18 protein-coding genes are annotated in these 21,094 nt (G+C 35.7%); all 18 read left to right on the forward strand.

Going from position 1 to position 21,094, the window contains the following annotated elements; genetic code table 11:
• Window positions 1–56: 56 nt before the first annotated feature.
• Window positions 57–1,157: a coproporphyrinogen-III oxidase family protein gene (locus ACMAZI_RS02090; protein ID WP_412473888.1), complete on the forward strand. Its 1,101-nt coding sequence runs from the start codon at window positions 57–59 to the stop codon at window positions 1,155–1,157.
• Between the two features lie 107 nt (window positions 1,158–1,264).
• Complete coding sequence (grpE, locus tag ACMAZI_RS02095; protein ID WP_114705837.1) at window positions 1,265–1,825, forward strand: nucleotide exchange factor GrpE; 561 nt, start codon at window positions 1,265–1,267, stop codon at window positions 1,823–1,825.
• 18 nt (window positions 1,826–1,843) lie between these two features.
• The gene (dnaK, locus tag ACMAZI_RS02100) at window positions 1,844–3,766 is read left to right on the forward strand and encodes a molecular chaperone DnaK (protein WP_114705836.1); all 1,923 of its coding nucleotides are present in this window, start codon (window positions 1,844–1,846) and stop codon (window positions 3,764–3,766) included.
• Window positions 3,767–3,829: 63 nt separating this feature from the next.
• Window positions 3,830–4,972 (forward strand): molecular chaperone DnaJ, encoded by a 1,143-nt coding sequence (gene dnaJ / locus ACMAZI_RS02105; RefSeq protein WP_114705835.1) that lies wholly within the window; start codon window positions 3,830–3,832, stop codon window positions 4,970–4,972.
• A gap of 128 nt (window positions 4,973–5,100) precedes the next feature.
• Window positions 5,101–7,080, forward strand: coding sequence for a penicillin-binding protein activator (locus ACMAZI_RS02110; protein WP_114705834.1), 1,980 nt, complete (start codon window positions 5,101–5,103; stop codon window positions 7,078–7,080).
• Window positions 7,081–7,434: 354 nt separating this feature from the next.
• On the forward strand, window positions 7,435–8,469 hold the full coding sequence (locus ACMAZI_RS02115) for an AMP nucleosidase (RefSeq protein ID WP_412473887.1): 1,035 nt from the start codon (window positions 7,435–7,437) through the stop codon (window positions 8,467–8,469).
• A gap of 21 nt (window positions 8,470–8,490) precedes the next feature.
• Window positions 8,491–9,531 carry a rod shape-determining protein gene (locus ACMAZI_RS02120; RefSeq protein ID WP_021266421.1) on the forward strand — a complete coding sequence of 347 codons (1,041 nt, stop codon included), beginning with the start codon at window positions 8,491–8,493 and terminating at the stop codon, window positions 9,529–9,531.
• 18 nt (window positions 9,532–9,549) lie between these two features.
• Window positions 9,550–10,347 carry a hypothetical protein gene (locus tag ACMAZI_RS02125; RefSeq protein ID WP_114705832.1) on the forward strand — a complete coding sequence of 266 codons (798 nt, stop codon included), beginning with the start codon at window positions 9,550–9,552 and terminating at the stop codon, window positions 10,345–10,347.
• 3 nt (window positions 10,348–10,350) lie between these two features.
• Window positions 10,351–11,106, forward strand: a complete 756-nt coding sequence (locus ACMAZI_RS02130) for a hypothetical protein (RefSeq protein ID WP_114705831.1) — start codon at window positions 10,351–10,353, stop codon at window positions 11,104–11,106.
• Window positions 11,103–11,999, forward strand: a complete 897-nt coding sequence (locus ACMAZI_RS02135) for an ABC transporter permease (protein WP_114705830.1) — start codon at window positions 11,103–11,105, stop codon at window positions 11,997–11,999. The genes ACMAZI_RS02130 and ACMAZI_RS02135 overlap by 4 nt, the downstream gene beginning before the upstream one ends.
• Window positions 11,999–12,829 carry an ABC transporter permease gene (locus ACMAZI_RS02140; RefSeq protein WP_114705829.1) on the forward strand — a complete coding sequence of 277 codons (831 nt, stop codon included), beginning with the start codon at window positions 11,999–12,001 and terminating at the stop codon, window positions 12,827–12,829. The genes ACMAZI_RS02135 and ACMAZI_RS02140 overlap by 1 nt, the downstream gene beginning before the upstream one ends.
• A gap of 15 nt (window positions 12,830–12,844) precedes the next feature.
• On the forward strand, window positions 12,845–13,906 hold the full coding sequence (gene nagZ / locus ACMAZI_RS02145; RefSeq protein WP_334677881.1) for a beta-N-acetylhexosaminidase: 1,062 nt from the start codon (window positions 12,845–12,847) through the stop codon (window positions 13,904–13,906).
• 76 nt (window positions 13,907–13,982) lie between these two features.
• Window positions 13,983–15,203, forward strand: coding sequence for a type II secretion system F family protein (locus tag ACMAZI_RS02150; protein WP_114705827.1), 1,221 nt, complete (start codon window positions 13,983–13,985; stop codon window positions 15,201–15,203).
• Window positions 15,203–15,541: a DUF192 domain-containing protein gene (locus ACMAZI_RS02155; RefSeq protein ID WP_412473886.1), complete on the forward strand. Its 339-nt coding sequence runs from the start codon at window positions 15,203–15,205 to the stop codon at window positions 15,539–15,541. Before ACMAZI_RS02150 ends, ACMAZI_RS02155 begins: the two co-directional genes overlap by 1 nt.
• Window positions 15,529–17,100, forward strand: coding sequence for an FHA domain-containing protein (locus tag ACMAZI_RS02160; protein ID WP_114705825.1), 1,572 nt, complete (start codon window positions 15,529–15,531; stop codon window positions 17,098–17,100). The genes ACMAZI_RS02155 and ACMAZI_RS02160 overlap by 13 nt, the downstream gene beginning before the upstream one ends.
• Window positions 17,101–17,124: 24 nt before the next feature.
• On the forward strand, window positions 17,125–18,093 hold the full coding sequence (locus ACMAZI_RS02165; RefSeq protein WP_158536775.1) for an FHA domain-containing protein: 969 nt from the start codon (window positions 17,125–17,127) through the stop codon (window positions 18,091–18,093).
• Window positions 18,074–20,332, forward strand: coding sequence for an FHA domain-containing protein (locus tag ACMAZI_RS02170; protein ID WP_412473885.1), 2,259 nt, complete (start codon window positions 18,074–18,076; stop codon window positions 20,330–20,332). The genes ACMAZI_RS02165 and ACMAZI_RS02170 overlap by 20 nt, the downstream gene beginning before the upstream one ends.
• A complete protein-coding gene (locus ACMAZI_RS02175) occupies window positions 20,329–21,072 on the forward strand; it encodes a PP2C family protein-serine/threonine phosphatase (RefSeq protein ID WP_114705822.1) in 744 nt (247 codons plus the stop codon). The genes ACMAZI_RS02170 and ACMAZI_RS02175 overlap by 4 nt, the downstream gene beginning before the upstream one ends.
• Window positions 21,073–21,094: the final 22 nt, after the last annotated feature.

Genomic DNA, 21,094 nt, shown 5'->3' on the forward strand with positions numbered 1-21,094 from the left:
ATAGCCTTTTATATTTAGGTATCAGTTAATTATAGTCTGTGAAGGACAAAATTAATATGGAAGAAATAAAGTCACTATATATACATTTTCCTTTTTGCCGCCATCTTTGCAATTATTGTGACTTTTATAAGTCTATAAAGGAAGATGAGGCACAATTAGAAGAATTTGAGTCTTTGTTTTCCCAGATGTCTAAAAAGCATCAAGAGATTTTAACAGACAATAACGCTACTTTGAAAAAGCTTGAAACGCTCTATATTGGTGGCGGAACACCAAGTCTATGGGGAATCGAAGGGGCAAAATTCTTAGGTGAATGGATGGAAGAAAATAATATTTCTTTCTGTGAAAAAAATGAATTTACCCTTGAGGTAAACCCTGGAGCATGGACTAAGGATGGGCTTGAAGCTTGGCGAAATATTGGAGTTAATCGCTACTCTTTAGGAATTCAGTCTCTTGATTCGAATTTTTTAAAAATAATCGATAGAGTCCATAACGTGGATGATGTGCATAATACTCTAAAGTTTTTTAAAGAAGGTCAGTATAATTTCTCTGTCGACTTTATGATAGGTCTGCCTTTTTCAAAAAAATACAATCGCGATATCATTTCAGAGTTAACTGAAATCTTAACGTATAATCCAAGTCATATTAGCCTGTATATATTAACAGTTCCTAAGCATTATAAATATTTTCAAGATCTACCAGATGATGAGTGGATAAGTGATGAATATACAAAAGTTGCTCAATTCCTTTCTATCAATGGCTTTGAACACTATGAAGTTTCAAACTTTGCAAAGCGCTCGCAAGCCTCTGAGCATAATTTAAATTATTGGCGCATGAGATCTGTTGCAGCTCTAGGTCCATCAGCTACAGGCCTTATCCAAAATACACGATATCGATACAAGTGGAAAACCAAGGATGCTCAGATTGTTGAAGAAAGACTATCAGAGGATGAGTATCAAATAGAGAGGCTCTATATGAACTTACGCTCTAGTGTCGGCTTTCCTATAAAGGATCAGTACTGGGGTGATCTTAGCGAATACGTTCAAAAGTTAAAGAAGGACGGATTGGCCATGGTTGGAGTGAATAAGTTTACTCTAACGTCCCGCGGCTTTCTCATTCTTGATTCAATAATGGATGAAATCTTTAAAATATCCAAGTAATTCTAGGTATTTAGTCTTTATCTCAAAAAATATTTATCCTCGCCATTGACACTAGGCCATATGCTCCCATCTTATGATTAGAGATAAATTAAAAGAGGTAGTTAAAGATGTCAGAAACTCAAGTTAATGATGAAAATGAAAAAGAAGTAGAGCTTGAAGCTAAAGAAAATGAAGAGGCTCAAGTTGCTGAGGAAGAAACTACAGATGGTGAGCAAGAAATCTCTGAAGAGATGAAAGAGCTTATGGAATTTAAAGATAAGTTCTATTATGTAGCCGCTGAAATGGAAAACTTAAAAAGACGCCATGAAAAACAGCTACAGGACCAAATGAAATTTGGAACTGAAAAAGTTATGATAGGCCTTCTTGATGTTGTTGATAATTTAGAAAGAACACTTCAGGCCATTGAAAATGATGAAGACGAAAAAGTTAAAAATATTTTCACTGGTGTAGATATGGTTAAAAACCAGTTTTTAGATTGTCTAAAAAATAATGGATTAGAGCTTATTGAAACTGATGGAAAAACATTTGACCCTCATTTCCATGAAGCTATGGCACAGATGCCAGCTGAAGGAAAGGAAGATCAAGAAATAATTCAGACATATCAAAATGGTTACTCACTAAATGGTAGAGTGATTAGAGCAGCAAAAGTAGTAGTAGCTAAAAACTAATATATAAAGGAGATTATAATGGGAAAAATTATTGGAATCGACTTAGGAACAACTAACTCATGTGTATCAGTTCTTGAGAATGGAAAGTACAAAATTGTACCAAATGCAGAAGGGCATAATACAACACCATCTGTAATTGGATTCGCAAACAACGGTGAAACTCTTGTTGGACAAGTTGCCAAAAGACAAGCGGTAACAAATCCATCAAAAACACTATACGGTATCAAAAGACTTATCGGTCGTAAGTTTGATACTCCAGAAGCTAAGCAATTTGCTGATGTAGCTCCATTTGAAATTTACGCAAATGATAACGGTGACGCTTGGGTTAAAGTTGACGGTAAAGCAATGGCACCACAAGAAATTTCAGCAAAAGTTCTTCAAAAGCTTAAGAAAGCAGCTGAAGACTACTTAGGTGAAACTGTTACAGAAGCAGTTATTACAGTTCCTGCTTACTTTAACGATTCACAAAGACAAGCAACAAAAGACGCTGGTAAAATTGCAGGTCTTGAAGTTAAAAGAATTATTAATGAGCCAACAGCAGCGGCACTAGCTTATGGATTAGACTCTAAGCAAGATAAGAATATTGCTGTATTTGACCTTGGTGGTGGTACTTTTGATATCTCAATTCTTGAAATCACATCTGATGGTGTATTCGAAGTTAAAGCAACTAACGGAGACACTTTCTTAGGTGGTGAGAACTTTGATGAAAATATCATTAACTTCCTTGCTGAAGAATTTCAAAAGCAAGAAGGAATTGACTTAAGAAAAGACCAAATGGCACTTCAAAGACTTAAAGAAGCTGCTGAAAAAGCAAAGCATGAACTATCGAATGTTAACTCAACAGATGTTAACCTTCCATTCATTACTGCAGATGCTTCAGGTCCAAAACACTTAAATGTAAACCTTTCAAGAGCTAAGTTTGAATCACTAATTGCAGATCACTTAACTGCTCTTGCTAAGCCATGTTTAACTTGTCTTGAAGACTCTGGACTTGAGAAGAATGAAATTGATGAGGTAATCCTTGTTGGTGGTTCAACTCGTATTCCAGCGGTACAAGAAAGAGTTAAAGAAATCTTTGGTAAAGAAGCTTCAAAAGGTGTTAACCCAGATGAAGTTGTAGCTGCAGGTGCTGCAATCCAAGGTGGTGTACTAGCTGGTGACGTTAAAGATGTACTTCTTCTAGACGTAACACCTCTTACACTAGGGATTGAAACTCTTGGTGGTGTAATGACAACTCTTATTGAGAAGAACACGACTATTCCAACGAAAAAGTCTCAAACTTTCTCAACTGCTGTTGATAATCAGCCAGCTGTTACAATTCACGTATGCCAAGGTGAGCGTGAATTTGCTAAAGATAATAAGTCTTTAGGACGTTTCGATCTAAGTGGAATTGCACCAGCTCCAAGAGGTGTACCACAAATTGAAGTTACTTTTGACATCGATGCTAACGGTATCGTAAATGTTTCAGCTGTTGATAAAGCAACTGGTAAATCTCAAGAGATTAAGATTACTGCTGGTTCAGGTCTTTCAGATGAAGAAGTTGAAAGAATGGTAGCTGAAGCAGAAGCAAACAAGGAAGCGGATAAGAAAGCTCGTGAACTTGTTGATACAAGAAATAGTTTAGATGCTCTTATTTTAAGCTGTGAAAAAATGATTAAGGACGGTGAAGGTAAAATTTCTGATGACGATAAATCAAAGCTAGAAGCTGCGATCAACGAAGCGAAAGGAAAACTTCAATCAGAAAACCTTGATGAGTTAAAAGCAGCTCAAGAAGCTCTAACGAATGCTTCTCATGCAGTAGCTCAACAAATGTACCAACAACCAGGTGCTGATGCAGGTGCACAGCAAGCTGGCCCAGAAGCCGGTGCAGATGCTGGAGCTAATGCTGGAAATGATAAGCAAGATGACGATGTTGTCGATGCTGACTTCAAAGAAGTTTAATTAAAAGATAAAATTGAGGAAGGGAGCAGTGTGCTCCCTTTTTCGTAATAAAGAGAAAAAGTTATGAGTGATAAAAGAGATTATTACGATATTCTGGGTGTCTCAAAAAGCGCAGACAAAAATGAAATAAAGAAAGCTTATCGTAAGCTTGCAATGAAATATCATCCCGATCGTAATCCCGATAATGCTGAAGCAGAAGCAAAGTTTAAAGAAGCTTCAGAGGCAGCAGAAGTTCTACTCGATGAAGGTAAGCGCCAAAGATATGATCAGTTTGGACACGCTGGAGTAAACGGCCAAGCCGGTGGATTCGGTGGTGGTGGATTCCAAGGTGGATTTGGCGACTTTGGTGACCTAGGTGATATTTTTGGAGACATTTTTGGTGACATGATGGGAGGAGGCCGAGGTCGTCGTGGAGGACGTCGTCGTCAGGGTGTACCTGGTAATGATCTTCAAATGGCCGTAGGTGTAACTTTTGAAGAAGCGGCATTTGGTGCTAAGAAGACAGTTTCAATTAATAAAGAAACAACTTGTGAAACTTGTAAAGGCTCTGGTGCAAAAGAAGGCTCAGAACCAACTAGTTGTGATATGTGTCATGGAGCTGGTGAAGTAAGACGTCAGCAAGGTTTTTTCACTGTAGCTTCAACTTGTCCTAAATGTCATGGTTCAGGAACAATGATTAAAGATCCTTGTGGTACTTGTCATGGTCAAGGACGCAAGAAGAAAAAAGTTGAACTTGAAGTAACAATCCCTGCAGGTATTGATCATGGACAGAGATTAAAACTATCTGGTGAAGGAGATGCTGGTGCTCAGGGTGGCCCAAATGGTGATCTTTACATTGTTGTAGATGTAAAAGAGCATGAAATCTTCAAGCGCGATGGTTTTAACGTTCATTATACTGTACCAATTAGCTTTTCACAGGCTGCTCTTGGTGCTGAAGTAGAAGTTCCAACTCTTGATGGAAAGGTTGTTGTTGACCTGCCTGCTGGTACTCAATCAGGTAAGAAGATGAGACTTAAAGGCAAAGGGATTCAAAAGCTTGGTGGTTATGGTACAGGTGATGCAATTTTAACTGTTCATGTTGAAACACCAACAAAGTTATCAAAGGAACATAAAGAGCTTCTGGAACAAATTGCTAAGCTAGAAGGAAAGCAATGTCATCCAATGAGCCATGGTTTCATTGATAAAGTTAAAGAATTGTTTAGTTAATTTATTATATGAATGGGAGACTGAGTGTTTTAGTCTCCCATTATTGTTTTTATCTTTTTATTTCTCCTGTTTTCATCTATCCCTATTTCCAATAAAATAGACACTGAATAAATTAAAAAAGGTCTATTATGTTTAAATACATTTCACTAATTGTAATTACATTTCTTGTGAGTTGTAGCGGAATCCAAATGATTAATCGCGACACTTCTCACTTATATACAAAACAATTTCTCGCTAAGTTTGATGTAGCAAAAAAGAGTTTTGTGGAAGGGCAAAAAGATGTCGCTCTTCAACAGTTAAATAATATCCAAGATGCAAAATTGAAGCCTGCAGAACTTGCAACAAAGAATAACTTAATTGGTGTCATAAATTATTCAAACGGCAACTTTGAACAAGCTATTTTTCAATTCAATTTGGCCCTTAATAGCTCTCAAGAAGATGGAGAGTTAAGTGCTCAGATTAGACTTAACCTAGCGAGTAGTTATTATAAATTAGATGATCTTGAGAACACATTCAAAACACTTGATGGTACTGACTCTCGTTATCTTTTAAATCGAGATCTCGAAAACTTTCATAAGTTAAGATATCGTGTATCTAAGGAACTAGACTTTCAAACTGTCGCATTAGATTCTCTTTTATGGCTTAATGCAGGTGCGACGACAGTTGAAGACTTAAAGAATAATAAGTTCTATCCACAATTAGTTACTCAATACTTTATTGTTGATCAATCGCAAAGAGTGAAGATTGTTCAAGATTTTAAAGAAGGCAAAGAGTTTGTTTGTGCATATTTATCATATTTAGAAGTTGAGCAACTTATCAATGAAGGAAATAAAACTAAGGCGCAAGAAGTTGGAAGTTGGATGCAGTCTAACTTTGGAATGTTCCCTGAGATCTTAGCTCTTGTTTCAACTCGATTTGAAATGTTAAAGAAGTATAGCAAGATCAATATGCAATCAATAGGTGTTGTCCTTCCTTTAACAGGTGATAAGAGTAAATTTGGTAAAAGGGCATTAGCTGGAATTGATCACGCAGTAAGAAAGTATAACGAAAGAAATAGCAATAAACCTAACTTTCAACCAATACAAATTAAGATTTTTGATAGCATGGGTAGTGCAATCGTAGGTAAAGAGAAAGTTAGAGAGATGATTGAGCGTGAAAACTCTTCAATTGTTATCGGTGGCCTTTTAAAAGATGAAGCAAGAGCAGAGTATGAAGCTGCAAGAAAGTATGGGGCATTCTTTATTTCATTATCTCAAATCTATACGAATAAAGATGAAAAGAATCATCTCTTAATAGAGGTACCAGGCTCTGTTGAGTCTCAAGTTTCACTTCTTTTTTCTGAAAAATATTTATCAAAGTATGGAAATAAAGTTTCTATAATTTATCCTAATACAGAAAGTGGCTATGCATATGTTGATTCAGCGTGGAAGATGGCCGAGAAGTCAGGAGCTGAAATTGTAAGTATTCAATCTTTTGATCACAATCAAACAGATCATCGCTCCACTGTAGCTAAGATCTTAGGCCTATACTTTACTCGTGAAAGACAGGAAGAATATGATCTTCTAAAAGAAGTACATAAGCTTGAGGGGAATACAACAATTAGACGTGTCCAAACTCTTGGGCCAATTGTTGACTTTGATTGGGTTTTGCTTCCAGCTGCTCCTAATGATGCTCTTCAGCTTATACCGTCATTTAATTATTACGATGCTTTCAATGTAACTCTTGTTGGTGGTCCGAATTGGCGTTCACGTCGTATCTCTCGTGAAGCTTCTAAACTTGGAAAGTTACTATTTGTTGACTCTGAAGTACCAAAAACAGATTCAGCTTTTGTTTCAAGCTTTCAAAGACGTTATGACCAAAGGCCAGGAGTTGTTGAAATTCTCGGTTTTGAAAGTATGTCTTTAGCGGCAAATATTCTATCTTTAGGTGAATTTAATAGTCGAGACGAATTAGAGTCTACAGTTATGAATGCACAAAAAGTTGCTGGTATTACTGGGTCTTGGCGTCTACAAGATGATGTTTGGATGAAAGAAATGAGTTTAATGAGCCTTTATAGAGGAAGGCTAAATAAAGTGAACTTCACTACTGAAAAATCGATTGGGGAATAAAATAAGAAGTAGGAAACTGACGCCTTGGGCGTCAGTTATATTACTTCTTTGCTTTAGCAGCGTTGATTCTACGTAAGATTCTAGCTTTTTTCTTAAGTTGAGCTCTTTTCTTACTCATCTTTGCAATAGTCTTCTTTCTACCTGCACCCATAATTTTTCCTTTTGCGTAGTGTTAGAAAATAGTTCAGTTATACTAGTTAAAAATAATGATTTTGACAAGTACTAAGTACCATTTTCACTGATTTGAAGGGGAGCTTTGTCCCTAAATGTTTTTATTAGTTGTCAATAAAACGACCTAAATGGTACATTTTACATAATATAAGCAAATGGATTGCTATTAAAAGGTGTAATGGAATGTGCGCTGCAAAGAAAAAAACAGCTTCAAAGAAGAAGGCGACTGCCACTTCTAAGAAAAAAGTTGGCAAAAAAGCCGCTAAAAAAGCAACTAAGAAAAAAGTTGTAAAGAAAAAAACTTCTACTAAGAGTAGTAAGCCTAGTTTATCGTCTGCATTTGTAGATGAACTATCAATAAAGTCAAAAAGGGATACTACAAATTTAGGTGCAAACCTAGAGATGAAGAAGGCTGCCCTTCGTGCCAGAAGAATTCATTGGAATGAAGACAAGCGTAAGATTGCAATTGATATGCTCGAGCGTTATACGGGCCATGATTTTGGTGATTTTCAGCAACAGATTATTCTTACGAATTTTCACTACTACGTAGAAAGATTTAATGCACTATTAGATGATCATATTTATACGCAGGGTTCTGCATTTAAGGCATCGAGTTCAAAGAAAGCTAAAGTAACAATTATTGAGTTTGGTGTTGGTGCTGCAATGGCCGCATTAATTGGTGAATTAATTTCAGTAATTCAACCGAAGGCCGTTCTGTTTTTAGGATTAGCTGGTTCAGTACACCCTTCACTTAAAGTTGGTGACTTTGTTCTACCTATTGCTTCGATTCGAGCAGAAGGTGTTACTGAGCACTTTCTTCCTAGGGAAGTTCCTGCCCTTCCAACATTTAAAGTACAAAAATTTGTTTCTCAAATATTATTAGAACATGGACACGATTACCGTACAGGGACGATCCACTCTACAGATTACCGTTTTTGGGAGTTTGATGATCGTTTCAAAGAGCGATTAATCGAGCAAAGAGTTTTAGCAGTTGAAATGGAAACAGCGGCACTTTTTGTTTCTTGTTTTGTTAGTAAGGTAAATATTGGAGCACTACTTTTAATCTCCGATTGTCCAATGACTAAAGATGGTATTAAAACGAAGAAGTCTGCTAAATCAGTCTTCAGAAAGTATACAGATATTCACATTGAATTAGGGATCGAAGCTATGGCAGACATTGCTGAGCGCGGTGAGAATATCAGACATTATCATTGGTAAAATTTTATAAAGGAATATGAAATGTTAAAGCAATTTTTTAATTTCTTCTCAAACGATTTAGCAATTGATTTAGGGACTGCAAACATTCTAGTTTACGCAAAAGATAGAGGGATCATTGTTAATGAACCTTCAGTTGTTGCTGTTCACCAAGGATATAAGGGAACTGGATCAAAAGTTCTTGCTGTCGGTGCAGAAGCAAAGCAAATGCTTGGTCGTACACCTGGTTCAATTCAAGCGATCCGTCCAATGAGAGACGGTGTTATTGCTGACTTTGAAGTAACAGGTGCCATGCTTAAGTATTTCATCCAAAAATCACTATCAGGTTCTAAGTTAGTAAAACCTAGAATTATCATTTGTATTCCATTTGGTATTACTCAAGTTGAAAAACGCGCAGTAAAGGAATCAGCTGAGCAGGCTGGTGCAAGAGAAGTTTATCTTATTGAAGAGCCGATGGCAGCCGCAATTGGTGCAGGACTTCCAATTACTGAACCATCAGGGAATATGATTGTTGATATCGGTGGTGGTACTACTGAAGTTGCCGTTATCTCTTTAGGTGGGATTGTTTACTCACAATCAGAAAGAGTAGCAGGTGATAAATTTGATGAGGCAATTGCTTCATACATTAAGAAAAAGTATTCATTATTAATTGGTGAAAGAACTGCAGAGCAAATCAAAATGTCGATTGGTAATGCATATCCTTTTGATGATGAAGTAAGAACATATGAAGTTAAGGGGCGTGACCTTGTCGCTGGAGCTCCGAAAATTATTGAGGTAACTTCGGATGAGATTAGAGATGCACTTTCTGATCCTATTGCTGAAGTTGTTGAAGCAATTAAAACTTCATTAGAGAAAACACCTCCTGAGCTTGCAGCTGATATCGTTGATAACGGAATCATCCTAGCTGGTGGTGGATCACTTCTTGCTAACCTAGATGTACTTATTAAAGAAAGAACAGGACTACCTGTTGCTCTTGCTGAAGATCCTCTTACATGTGTAGTTCGTGGATGTGGTAAGGCACTTGAGTCAATTGACCTGCTTAAGCAAGTTGCGACTCTTTCTTAATTAGGCATAGGTTATATTTTGAATTCTGAAAAACTATTCATCGAATTAGAGCTCTCTGATATTAATTTAAAAATCAGAGAGCTTGTTGCCACAAAAAATAAACTGAAAATCTGGACCAATTCACAACAGGTCTCTTCTGTTCTAATTAATGGTATTGATGGTAATATCCTTACCGTTGAAGAAGGCGTCCATATTCAGGGTGAAGTGATGGCGACCTTTACGCTTCGACAAATGAGCTATTTCTTCAAAGGAGAGATAGACTCTGATCGAATTACTTTAAAAGGTAAGGTTTACCGAAGCGAGAGAAGAGAAGATATGAGATTTAATGTTTCTTATATGACTTCCTCATATTTATACTTTGATGTCATCGATGAAGAGGTTCAAAACGAAGGGCCAGATAATATCCTTCACTTCAATAAGGCAAAGAATAAAGAAGAATCTTTTATTAAAGACTTCTCAAGTAGTTTAGATGACTTCCCAGAGTTTAGGGGAGCAAAATTGGTTGATGTCTCAAATTCTGGTGCTTCATTTGTAATGTCATTGCAAGATTTTAAAAACTACGAAAATAAGCGATTCTCTATTGGTACTTTAGTATTAGAGAAAAAGTCATTTGATATTAAAAATATTCAAAAGGTTTATGATATCGACTATGTGAATTTTAGACTCGATAATATTCCTATGAAAAAAATTGGTGTTCACTTTGAAGCAGGTGAGGACTTAAAGAATTACCTAGATGAGTTAGATGATAAGTCTATTATTTTAACTTCACTTGATGAGGAATTTAATAAGTATATAAATCAACAGTCTCAGGAGTAGTCCATGTTACGACTTCTAGTCCTTATAAACTTATTCTTTATTACGTCTTGCTCACTTATGAGCTCAGAAAAAAGCGTTGAACTTAAACCTGCTGAGATTCGTTTTAAACAAGTCGAAGTAAGTGGTGAGTATCTAGTTAAGACTAGGACAGGCTTTGGAAAAAACAATAGTTTTATCAAAAAAATTGAAGTTGTATCAATGCATAATGAGAATAATGCATTTGAAAAAACTATAACAATTTCTAAGAAAAGAGAAATCATGCCCAAGGTTGAGTTCTTGGCACCTTTTGAATACGAATCAACATATTATTTAAATAAGGATACTTATACTGTAAGAGGTAAGGTGGACTGGAGAAGAAGAGAGATTGTTTATAATTTAAATTCTCCAGAATATAAGTGGCTTGGTCAAAAGAGATATAAATTTACAGATGATATAAAAGCTCTATGCTTTTATTCAAACTTAATTGAATGTGCGAAGATCTCTGGCTTTATAAGCAAAGCAATTGAGAAAAGAAATGGTGATATGTCTTTTCATGTCCTTTGGGAAAGCTACCCATACTTTCAAGAACAATATATCAATATGCCTAAAGAAATTGTTTCTAAAGCTGTTTTAACTTTTGATAGTTTTGATAAGAAGGGCAATTATCGATTCCTTCTTTCGGTGGGAGGACAATCAATTGTTTATACCTTGAATAAGAATCTAAACCTTGTAGGCCATTACTGGGCAGCGCAGGGATTAACAAAAGAGATTATTGAATGAAATTATTTTTAAAGTCATTACTGACATTATTTTTTGCCATTACAACAATCTTTTTTGCACTTAGATTAACACCGGGTGATCCTGTCGAAAGACTTTTGGGTCCTGAGGCTAAAGTCGAAGAAGTCCAAAAGGTAAGAGCTGACTTTGGTTTAGATAAAAGTATTCCTGCACAATATGTAGACTTCGCTGAAGGAATTCTTACTTTCGATTTGGGTAAGTCTTATGTTAAGAAAAAGCCTGTTGTTAATTTAATTCAAGAACACTTATCCCCAACACTTGTTCTTGCCCTAATATCAATTATTCTAGCGACACCTATTGGAGTAATTGTTGGTGTTGTTGCAGCTGTGAAAAAATCAAAACTTCCAGATACCTCAATAAGAGTTTTAACTCTAACTTTACTTTCATTTCCTATATTTTCTTTAGCACCAATGTTAGTATTAGTATTCTCAATTTGGCTTGGAATCTTTCCAGTATCACAATGGTTGTCTTACAAACATATGGTAATTCCTGTTGTAACACTCGTTCTTCCACTATCATCAGTTATTGTAAGAGTAATGCGAAATAAGTATCTCGAAGAAGAGTCTCAATTATGGGTTCTAGTATTAAACGCAAAAGGTCTTTCAAGTAGGGCCGTGATTTATCGCTTAATAAAAATATGTATGCCAACAATTTTAAATGTTGTAGCAATCCAGTTGTCAGTCGTTTTAGCGGGGACAGTAATCACGGAAACAATTTTTGATATTCCAGGACTTGGCTCATTACTATTTGAAGCAATAAATAATCGCGATTATCCGCTTGTCCAAGGAGTCATTGCTTATTCAACTGTAATTTATATGCTTGTATACGTAATGGTTGATTATGTGAATGAAAAGCTTGATCCGAGGATTGCATAATGAGTTCTAAAAAGCATACAAGAAGAATTAATAAAGAAATGATAATTGGTGGTGCAATTTTATCTTTATATATTCTTTGGGCCTTTGGTTGGTTAATGACTCATGGTGGAAGTTATATTCCTGAAAGTATTATCTCACACGAGTTATTTTCTCCTTTTAGCCATGACTATATTTTAGGAACTGATATTAATGGTCGAAGCTTATTTAAAGTATTAAGTGTTGGCCTGATATATACAGTTGGTATCTCTTTACTGATTAGTATCAGCTCTTGCGTTATTGGAATTGTAATTGGTTATCTTTCTGCAATTAGAATAAAGTTTATTTCTGAAATAATGGATATGTTAACTAACTTAATATTCATTTTCCCAAGTATTCTGCTAGCAATTCTTGTAATGTCTTTTTCTGGACAATCTTTCTCAGGATTAGTGCTATGTTTAATATTTACGTCTTGGCCAGGCTATGCGCGAATCGCCCGTGGTGAAACGATGAGAGTTCTTAATTTAGGTTATGTAGAAAGTGCACGTGCAATTGGTGTAGGTGAATTTCGTTTATTTTATAAGTCAATTTTACCAAGTATTATACCTGTAATTTCGATACACTTTGTCTTAGGGATAAGTGGGGTTATAATAAGTGAAGCAAGTTTAGGTTTTCTAGGCTTGGGTGCTAGCGAGTATTCTTGGGGAGCAATCTTGGCAATGGCCAAACTTGTACTACTTGAAGCGCCTCACGTTGTTATTGTTACAAGTTTACTAATGACTGGTTTAATAATTTCATTAAACCTATTTAGTGATGGTCTGAGAGATTACTTAGATCCAAAACTTAAGAACTAAAAAAGGCAAACGCACATGAATAAAGATTTAGGTCAATTATTTATAACTGGTATTTCAGGTAAGCAGCTTAGTGCTGAAGAAGAACAGTTTATTCAAAAAGAAAATATCGGTGGTGTTATTCTTTTTTCACATAACTATGAATCTCCTGCACAATTAGCAGAGCTTGTTAATAATATTCAATCTCTACGTGATAACTATCCCCTTTTTATCGCTACTGATCATGAAGGTGGTCGTGTTCAACGCTTTAAAGATGGATTTACTAAAATCCCATCTATGTTAGATGTTACTAAGAAAGAGTCTCCAAAGCTTTGTTTTGAAATCTCTCAATTAATGTCTAATGAATTATTAAGTTGTGGTGTTAACCTCAATTTAGGGCCTGTTTGTGATATTTTTACAAATCCTAAAAATAGTGTCATTGGTGATCGTGCATTTGGTAAGAATGCTGATGATGTTAGTAAGTATATTTCTGCAATGATTAGGGGACAGCAGACTTCTGGAATTATGTCTTGTGCAAAACACTTCCCAGGACATGGTGATACTCTAGAGGATTCGCATTTTAAACTTCCTATAGTAAATAAATCACTGGATCAATTAAGAGAGCAAGAATTTATACCATTTGTTAAAGCGGTAAAAGCAAGAGTTGACATGGTAATGATGGCGCACCTTAAAGTTGATTCAATTGATCAGGAAAATATATGTACATTTTCTCCTAAGGCCTATGAGCTTATTAGAGAAGAACTTAAATTCAAAAAAGTGATCATTACCGATGATATGGAAATGAAGGCTATTTCTGAAGATCTCTCTCTTGGTGAAGCTGCTCTAAAAGCACTTAAGGCCGGGGCTGATCTTATTGAATATCGTTCATTTGAAGCTTGTCGTAGTGCATATGAGTATGTGAAGGATGCCGTTAATAGTGGAGAATTTACTCCGCAGGAAGTTTCGAGTCGATATGAACGAATTCTTGAACTTAAGAAGAAGTATCTTTCAAATTATTCTCCTATTTATATTCCTGATGTTGCAGGTCAGGTAGGAACAGCGGAGAATCATAATCTCGTTGAGCAGGTTAGTCAGGCATAGTTTTTCTCGGCCTAACTCGACTGGCCATAATTGCCTCTAACTGCTTGAAATCAATTATTTTTGATATTCTTATGTTATGACTAAAGGTCTCATAACTTTACTTATTTTCTATGTGGTTACGACATTTACATCTTTTGATGTCAGTGCCCAAACATATAGTGATTACTCGCAACGAGACTTTGCTGCTCTTCTTAAAGAGTCTTGTGATAAAGGCGCGCAAGCAAGTTGTTTTGAATTAGGTCTTCTTTATCAAAACTTTACTGGAAAAAACTTTAAACAAGATGGAATTAATTATCCTAAAGAAGGGAAAAAGATAATACAACAGGCCTGTCAAAATGGTGAGCGTAATGCGTGTGATTATCTTCAGGGTGCTGAACTGTTTAAGAGTTCACAACTTCTTATGTGGTCTTCTATCATTCTCATTGGGATTGCTGTCTACATTGTTACCCAAATGATGTTTCAAGATAATGACTCTTTTCAGGCGGCACAAAAGCTTGAAGAAGGTGATTCGAAGAAACAGGATGAATTTAAAAAGCACGGTATTGTTCTACAATATTCGAGGCCATTTTTTAAACGCTACATTTCTCCCATTGTTTCTTCAATGAAGAACAAAAAGAAGATAAAAGAAAAATATCGTAGAAAGCTAGCAAGTGCTGGTTTAACTGAAGTTCTTACCACTGAAGATTTTTATGCATTTAAGCTTTTCCTAATTATAGGATTCCCAATTGTATTCCTAGGAGTTAGAGAGTTTATGGATGCTGATTGGCAGCTTTCGTTAATTCCGGTTGTTGCAGCAGTTGGTTTTGTATATCCAGATATCTGGATCAAGGGAAAGATTGATCAAAGACAAAAAGATATTATATCAGGGATGCCTTTTTCCGTTGATATGTTGGCCCTGTCAGTTGAAGCGGGACTTGATTTCGTCGCTGCCATGACAAAAGTTGTTGATAAAGCAAAGCCGGGTCCCTTAACACAAGAATTTGAAATATTTTTAAAGGAAACTAAAATTGGTGCGAGTCGAGCAGAGGCCTTAAGGAATATGGCCTGGCGTGTAGACCTCATTCAAATATCTTCATTTTGTGCTACTTTGATTGCCGCTGATTCTGTTGGGGCATCAATCGGACCTATCCTTAAAGCACTATCCGTTGAGATTAGACAAAAGAAATCAGCACAAATTGAAAAAGAAGGTGCTACTGCAGCAACAAAAATTCTATTTCCAATGATGGCATTTATTGTTCCTTCTGTTCTTTTAATGATCTTTGCTCCTTTAATCGTAGATCTTGTTGGAGGTAATTAATGAAGATTACCTGTGGCCAGTATCAAATTTGTAACAATGCAATCGTTGCAGATTCATTCTTTAAAAAATTAAAAGGATTAATGTTCTCAGATCGTATGGATGGATTTGATGGAATGATTTTCTACGGAACAAACGCAATCCATACCTGCTTCATGAATTATAAAATTGATGTTGTTTTCTTTAATCGAAAAAATGAAATCGTAAAAATATATAGAGGTTTAAAACCTTGGAGACATACACAAATTGTTTTTAAGGCAAGTAGAGTTCTTGAACTGGCCAATGGACAACTTCCATTAGAAGTAAAAGAAGGGGATCATTTAGATATATGTACAAGTTAGTTGTAGTAGCAGGAAAGCTACGTGGTACAGAATATAAGTTAGAAGAAGGTGAAAACACTCTAGGAAGAAGTGAAGAGTGTGATGTACACTTCCCTGTTAATGGTGTCTCTAAAAAGCACCTTTCAGTAACTGTAACTCAAGATGTTGCCTTTGTTAAAGACTTGGGAAGTTCAAATGGTACTTTCATCAATGGGAAGGCAATTAAGCGAGCAACTGTAAAAAATGGGGATAAGATCGCTCTTCCAGATTCAATCCTTCAAGTTGTCTATGTTAAAGAAAAGAAAAAGATAATTAAAAAGCGTGTAGAAACACACGAAGAAGATGATGAACCAACATATATTTCAGGTGGTGAAATGCCTGAAAATATTTTTGGAAAGGTTATTTGGTTATTTAAATATCGTTTAATGCCTGTTGTTCATGGAATTAATGAAGAATATGAATGGCGTGTACTCACTGGTATTTTACTGGCACTTTTTGTTCTCGTTACGGTTACCTTAACAATCTTCCCAGTAATGAAAACATCACAAAGTCTACTTCTAATGGAGGTTGCAAAGCGTGGTGCTCATTATGCCGATGAAATCAAAAGATTAAATCGTGGAGCTTTGGCCAGAAAAGATCTAGATCGTGTTGATACGAAGTTTATGGAGCAAGGTAATAACGGTGTTGTCTCTTATGATCTTTTTGATATTGATGGACGAATTGTTAGGCCTTTAACAAAGCTTAATATGTACATCGATGACTCATTCTCCGTACAGGTTAGAGAATGGGCCGAGAGAACAAAGAAGAATGATGGTGATTTACCAATCGTTAGAAGACTTGCAAATGGTGAAATTGGAATTGGTCAGAAAATCAAAGCGACAAACGTTAAAACCGGTATGCTTGATGTCGTTGGTGTTATTGCGATTCGATTTAAACCATCATCAATTGCTGATGAAGCATCAAAAAGCCGAGTGGCATATCTCGAAGCTCTAATCACATCATTTATTGCTTCAATCGTATTTTTTGCAATTGTCTACTATATGACGATTCGTCATTTTGATGAAATGAGATTTCAAATTGAAGAGGCTCTACGTGGTACGAGAAAGAGTATCGAAAGTAGTTATTTATGGGAAGAGATTGATCCATTACGATCTTCAATTAATTCAATGATACAACGAATTAGAGAACTACAAAAAACTGATGATGACATGAGCTTTGATGAACTTGAGAGTGATGAGACATATGTCGCAAATTTATATGAATTTATGCAAGGAGCACATGGCGCTGTTATTGTATTAGATTCGCAAAAAAACTTGGCACATATAAATACGCTGGCAGAAGATATTACAGCTATTCGAGGAAGCTCATCAGAAGGGATGAGTCTATTGGATGTTGCCAGAGAAAAAGGCTTTGCAGCTACAATTATAGAGCTTTGTGATGCATCTGCAGATAATGGTGGAACATCTCAAAAAGGTGAATATGAGCTATCAGGGCACTACTATAATATTTATGTAACGAGTTTAATAGGACGAGATAATTATGCAAAAGCGTTCTATGTTACACTAATTAAAGAGGATTAATAAAGAATGGTCGCTGCTATAAGGATGACAAAAAATTTATCTGCTCCTGAAAGTGCTGGGAAATACCACCGTATTATCTGCATGACAGGAAAGAATAAGGGAATTTGTTATTACCTTAATGGTAAGCGCGTTGTGCTTGGCCGTCTGAGTTCGAATGATGTTCAAGTACTAGATACACAGGCTTCACGTGAGCATGTGGAATTGACTCGAGTTAATAATGAATACACGTTAACTGATTTAAAGTCACAGAACGGGGTTATGGTAAATGATCTTAAGGTTACTCAACATAAGTTAAAGTCTGGCGACAAAATTATTATTGGTTCAACTGTATTTAAATACTCCTTCCTAGAGGTTAAAGAAGAAAAAGCATTAGTTGAGTTCGAAGATGAGGATGAAGAAGACGAGGAAGAAGAGGAAGAGGTAAAAAAGACTAAGCCAAAAAAGAAGAAAGTTGATAGTAAAGAGGCAAAAAGAAAAAAGCTTATATACGGCCTAGCTGCAATTATGTTGATCTTTTTCTTTATGGATGGGGATACTGAACAGGTAAAGAAAGCAAAATCAAATAAAACAGGAAGTACCGTAATTGAGTCGAGTAATAAAAATACAGGGATTCAATATAAAGAAGATTTAGAGGTAAAAGAAAAAGTAGAGGCCTATATCCATCGTGGAAGACGTGAGGCGCGAGAAGGAAACTATTTTAGGGCCATGCAAGAGTTTAATCTTGCCTTAACCTTGGATCCAAATGATGGTGAAGCTGCATATCACTTGAATATTGCTAAACAAAGACTTGATGAAAAGATTAAAGATATGTTTGATCAAGCAACTAAGAACAAAGATTCACTTAAATATTCAAGGGCCTTAGGGACTTATTGTGCAATTTATAAATTATTAATTGAATATAAAACAGATGAGCGTTTTATTGAGGCCAAAAAGAACGTTGAAGATATGGCCGAAAAACTTGGGATGAAAAAGAGTGATAATTACTGTTTCTAAAAATGGAACAATTTTAAATAACTACGAGTTTACTGACCAAGTAATCTTAGGCCAAAGTGCGTCTTTTTTAATCGGAAGATCTGATGATGCTCAGGTAAAACTTGAAGATCCACAAGTTTCCCGTCAATTGGCCAGCTTGAATTATAATGGTGTTTCTTGGACTATTAAAAAACTATCAGATTACGATACGATATTGCTAAATAACACTCCTATGTTTGACTCTGAAGTTGAAGTTAAGAGTAATTATTTTATTGTTTGTAATGATTATCGAATAACTTTCACAGAATTAGAGGCCAATGTTGTAAATGATGTTGCAGAGTCGCACGATCATCAAGACGTAAATGACACTCCAGCAGAACTTGATGACGAAGTGGATATTCCAATTGTGGAAGAAGAAGATGAAACTTCTGTTATGGATAACCCTGAAAATGGAGAAATTGAAGATGATGCCCAAACGCAAGAGTTTGACTTAAACGATGAAGGGCCAGTTCAAGAAGGTTTTCAGGATCAAGTTCAAGATGACTTTAATGACTCTTTTGAAAGTGATGCACCTTCCGACGATTTTCAGATGGATGGAAACCAAGAAGAAGGATTTGGTGACTTTCAGGATGATGGTTATTCAGAAGAATATAATGATGAGTATGGTGATCAAAATTACGATATCGATACACTAGATGATGACGCTGGTGATAAGACACAAGTATTTAGTGGGTTTGCAAATTTTATATTAGAGTTATTTGGTGAGGATGTTCCTTACGATCACTTTAATCTCGACCAAGCTGAAACATTTATTGGAAGAGACCCAAACAAATGTCAAATTGTCTTAAGTGACCCTGAGGTATCATCAGTACACGCAGTAATACGTAAGAATAGAATTACTTGTGTTCTTGAGGATTTACAATCTGCAAACGGTACAATTCTTAACGGAAAGAGGATAAATCAAAAAGAAATCACCAATGGCGATGAATTTATTATTGGTTCAACGACGTTCACTGTAAAAATTGCGAGTGACTTCATTAAAAGTCAGCAAGATATGCTGATGCCAGTTGAAGATAATCAGGAAATCGAAATCGAGGAAGTTGTAGAAGTTTCAGATGATGACGATTTAGGTGATCTTGAATTATCTGATATGCCTGATGATACCGAAGAAAAATCAATCATCAAAAAAATACTAAAAGATCCGGAAAAACGTAAAAAAGTCCTAATTTATACTGTCGTATTGTTAGGGGTTTATATGTTTTTATTTCCTGATAGTGAGCCTCAACAGAAAAAGAGTGCTAAGGATAAGCAAGCTCAAGAGCAAAAAAAGAAAGCAGTTGTTACATCTGTCGATAAGAGACTAACTAAAGAACAACAAGAAAAAGCAGAAGCTTTATACCAACTTGCCACTCGTTATGCTAACGAAGGAAATGTTGTACGAGCAATTACAGAATTTGAAAAACTTTTCTTAATCACAAAAGACTATAAGCAGGCACAAACTTTCTATCAGTTAGCAAAAGATAAATATGCAGAGCTTGAAAAAGCTGAGCAAGAAAGAAGGGCCGAAGAAAAAAGACAACTTATAAAGGCCAAAGTTGATAAATTGTTAGAAAAAGCTCAAATAGCTGTAAAAGAAAAGAACGTCACTTTAGCAAGAGGACTCTTTCAGCAAATTAAGGAGCTTGATCCAGATAATTATGATGTTGCAAATTTAGAGTTAGAAATAAATGCATACGTAAAAGAGAAGAATCGAAAAGAATTAGAAGAGGCCCAAAAGAAGGCAGAAAGACAAAGAATGGTCGACGCATTAAGGCCAGGTGAAAAATTATTCTTACAAGAAGAGTGGTTTAAAGCAGTGAATGCACTTGAATTGTTTATAAGTGAAAAAAATATCGACGAAGATTTAATGAAGAAGGCAGTCGATATGTTAAAGAAATCACGACAAAATTTGAAAAATATTACTGGACCTTTATTGGGTAAGGCAAGATCCTTAAAAGAAGCTGAGGACTTAAAAGCTTCTTACGAAGTCTTTAAAGAGGTTCTGCAATACAATCCAAATGAGATCGATGCTCAAAATGAGCTTGATGATATTAATGAGATACTTACTGAACGTGCTCGTAAAGTCTATCGACAGGGGCTTGTCTCTGAATCACTTGGTGCTTTTGAAGAGGCCAGAGAGAAGTTTCAGGAAGTTCAACAAATCTCACCTGTAGATAATGAGTATTATATCAAAGCCTCTAAAAGGTTAAAAAACTTATGAGAGAACTTGAAAGCTTTTTTGCTCGAACACATCAAGGGCCATATTTAAATCTAAATGAAGATAGTACCTATATTAATTTAAAGCAGAAAATATTTGGTGTTTTTGATGGCTTTGGTGGAAGTGGGATTTCTGATTTAAACCTCGAATCAGTGACTAAATCGATTGAAAACTATTTTACAAAGTTATCAGGTGATCCAAATGCAACGATGCCTTATTTTTATTCACCTCAATATGTTTTAGAGACTAATGCATTAGTGAATGCCATGATGATTGCTCATAAAAACTTAATGGCCATCAATAAGAAGAAAGAGATGAAGGATAAAGGTGGTGTTTCGGTTGCATTAACAATGTTATCGGAAAATATTCTATCTGTTGTTTCATGTGGCAATTGCGTTGCACTTTTATATCGAGACGGTGCTTTGTCACAAATCAGCGCACCAGATTCACCAACTCAAATATCAACTTCAGATAATACTCATCATAAAAGTACATTTCCTCTTGTTGCATTGGGGCTCTATGAAGAGATTTCTCCAAAAATATGGGAAGTAAATGTAATGCCACATGATAAAGTAATTCTTCTATCGGATGGGGTTTATGGAAGCCTTTCATTAAATGATATAAAACGTGTTGTTCAAGAATTGGGCCCTGATGAAGTGACTCAAATCGACGGCCTTTTTAATTTTGCTAATCGAAAAGGTAATTTAGACAATCAGTCGGCCATTATTTTCTCAATTTTATAATATAATTAAATAATCCTAGTAA

The sequence above is a fragment of the Halobacteriovorax sp. YZS-3-1 genome (assembly GCF_047084945.1).
In the GTDB taxonomy this organism is placed as follows: domain Bacteria; phylum Bdellovibrionota; class Bacteriovoracia; order Bacteriovoracales; family Bacteriovoracaceae; genus Halobacteriovorax_A; species Halobacteriovorax_A vibrionivorans.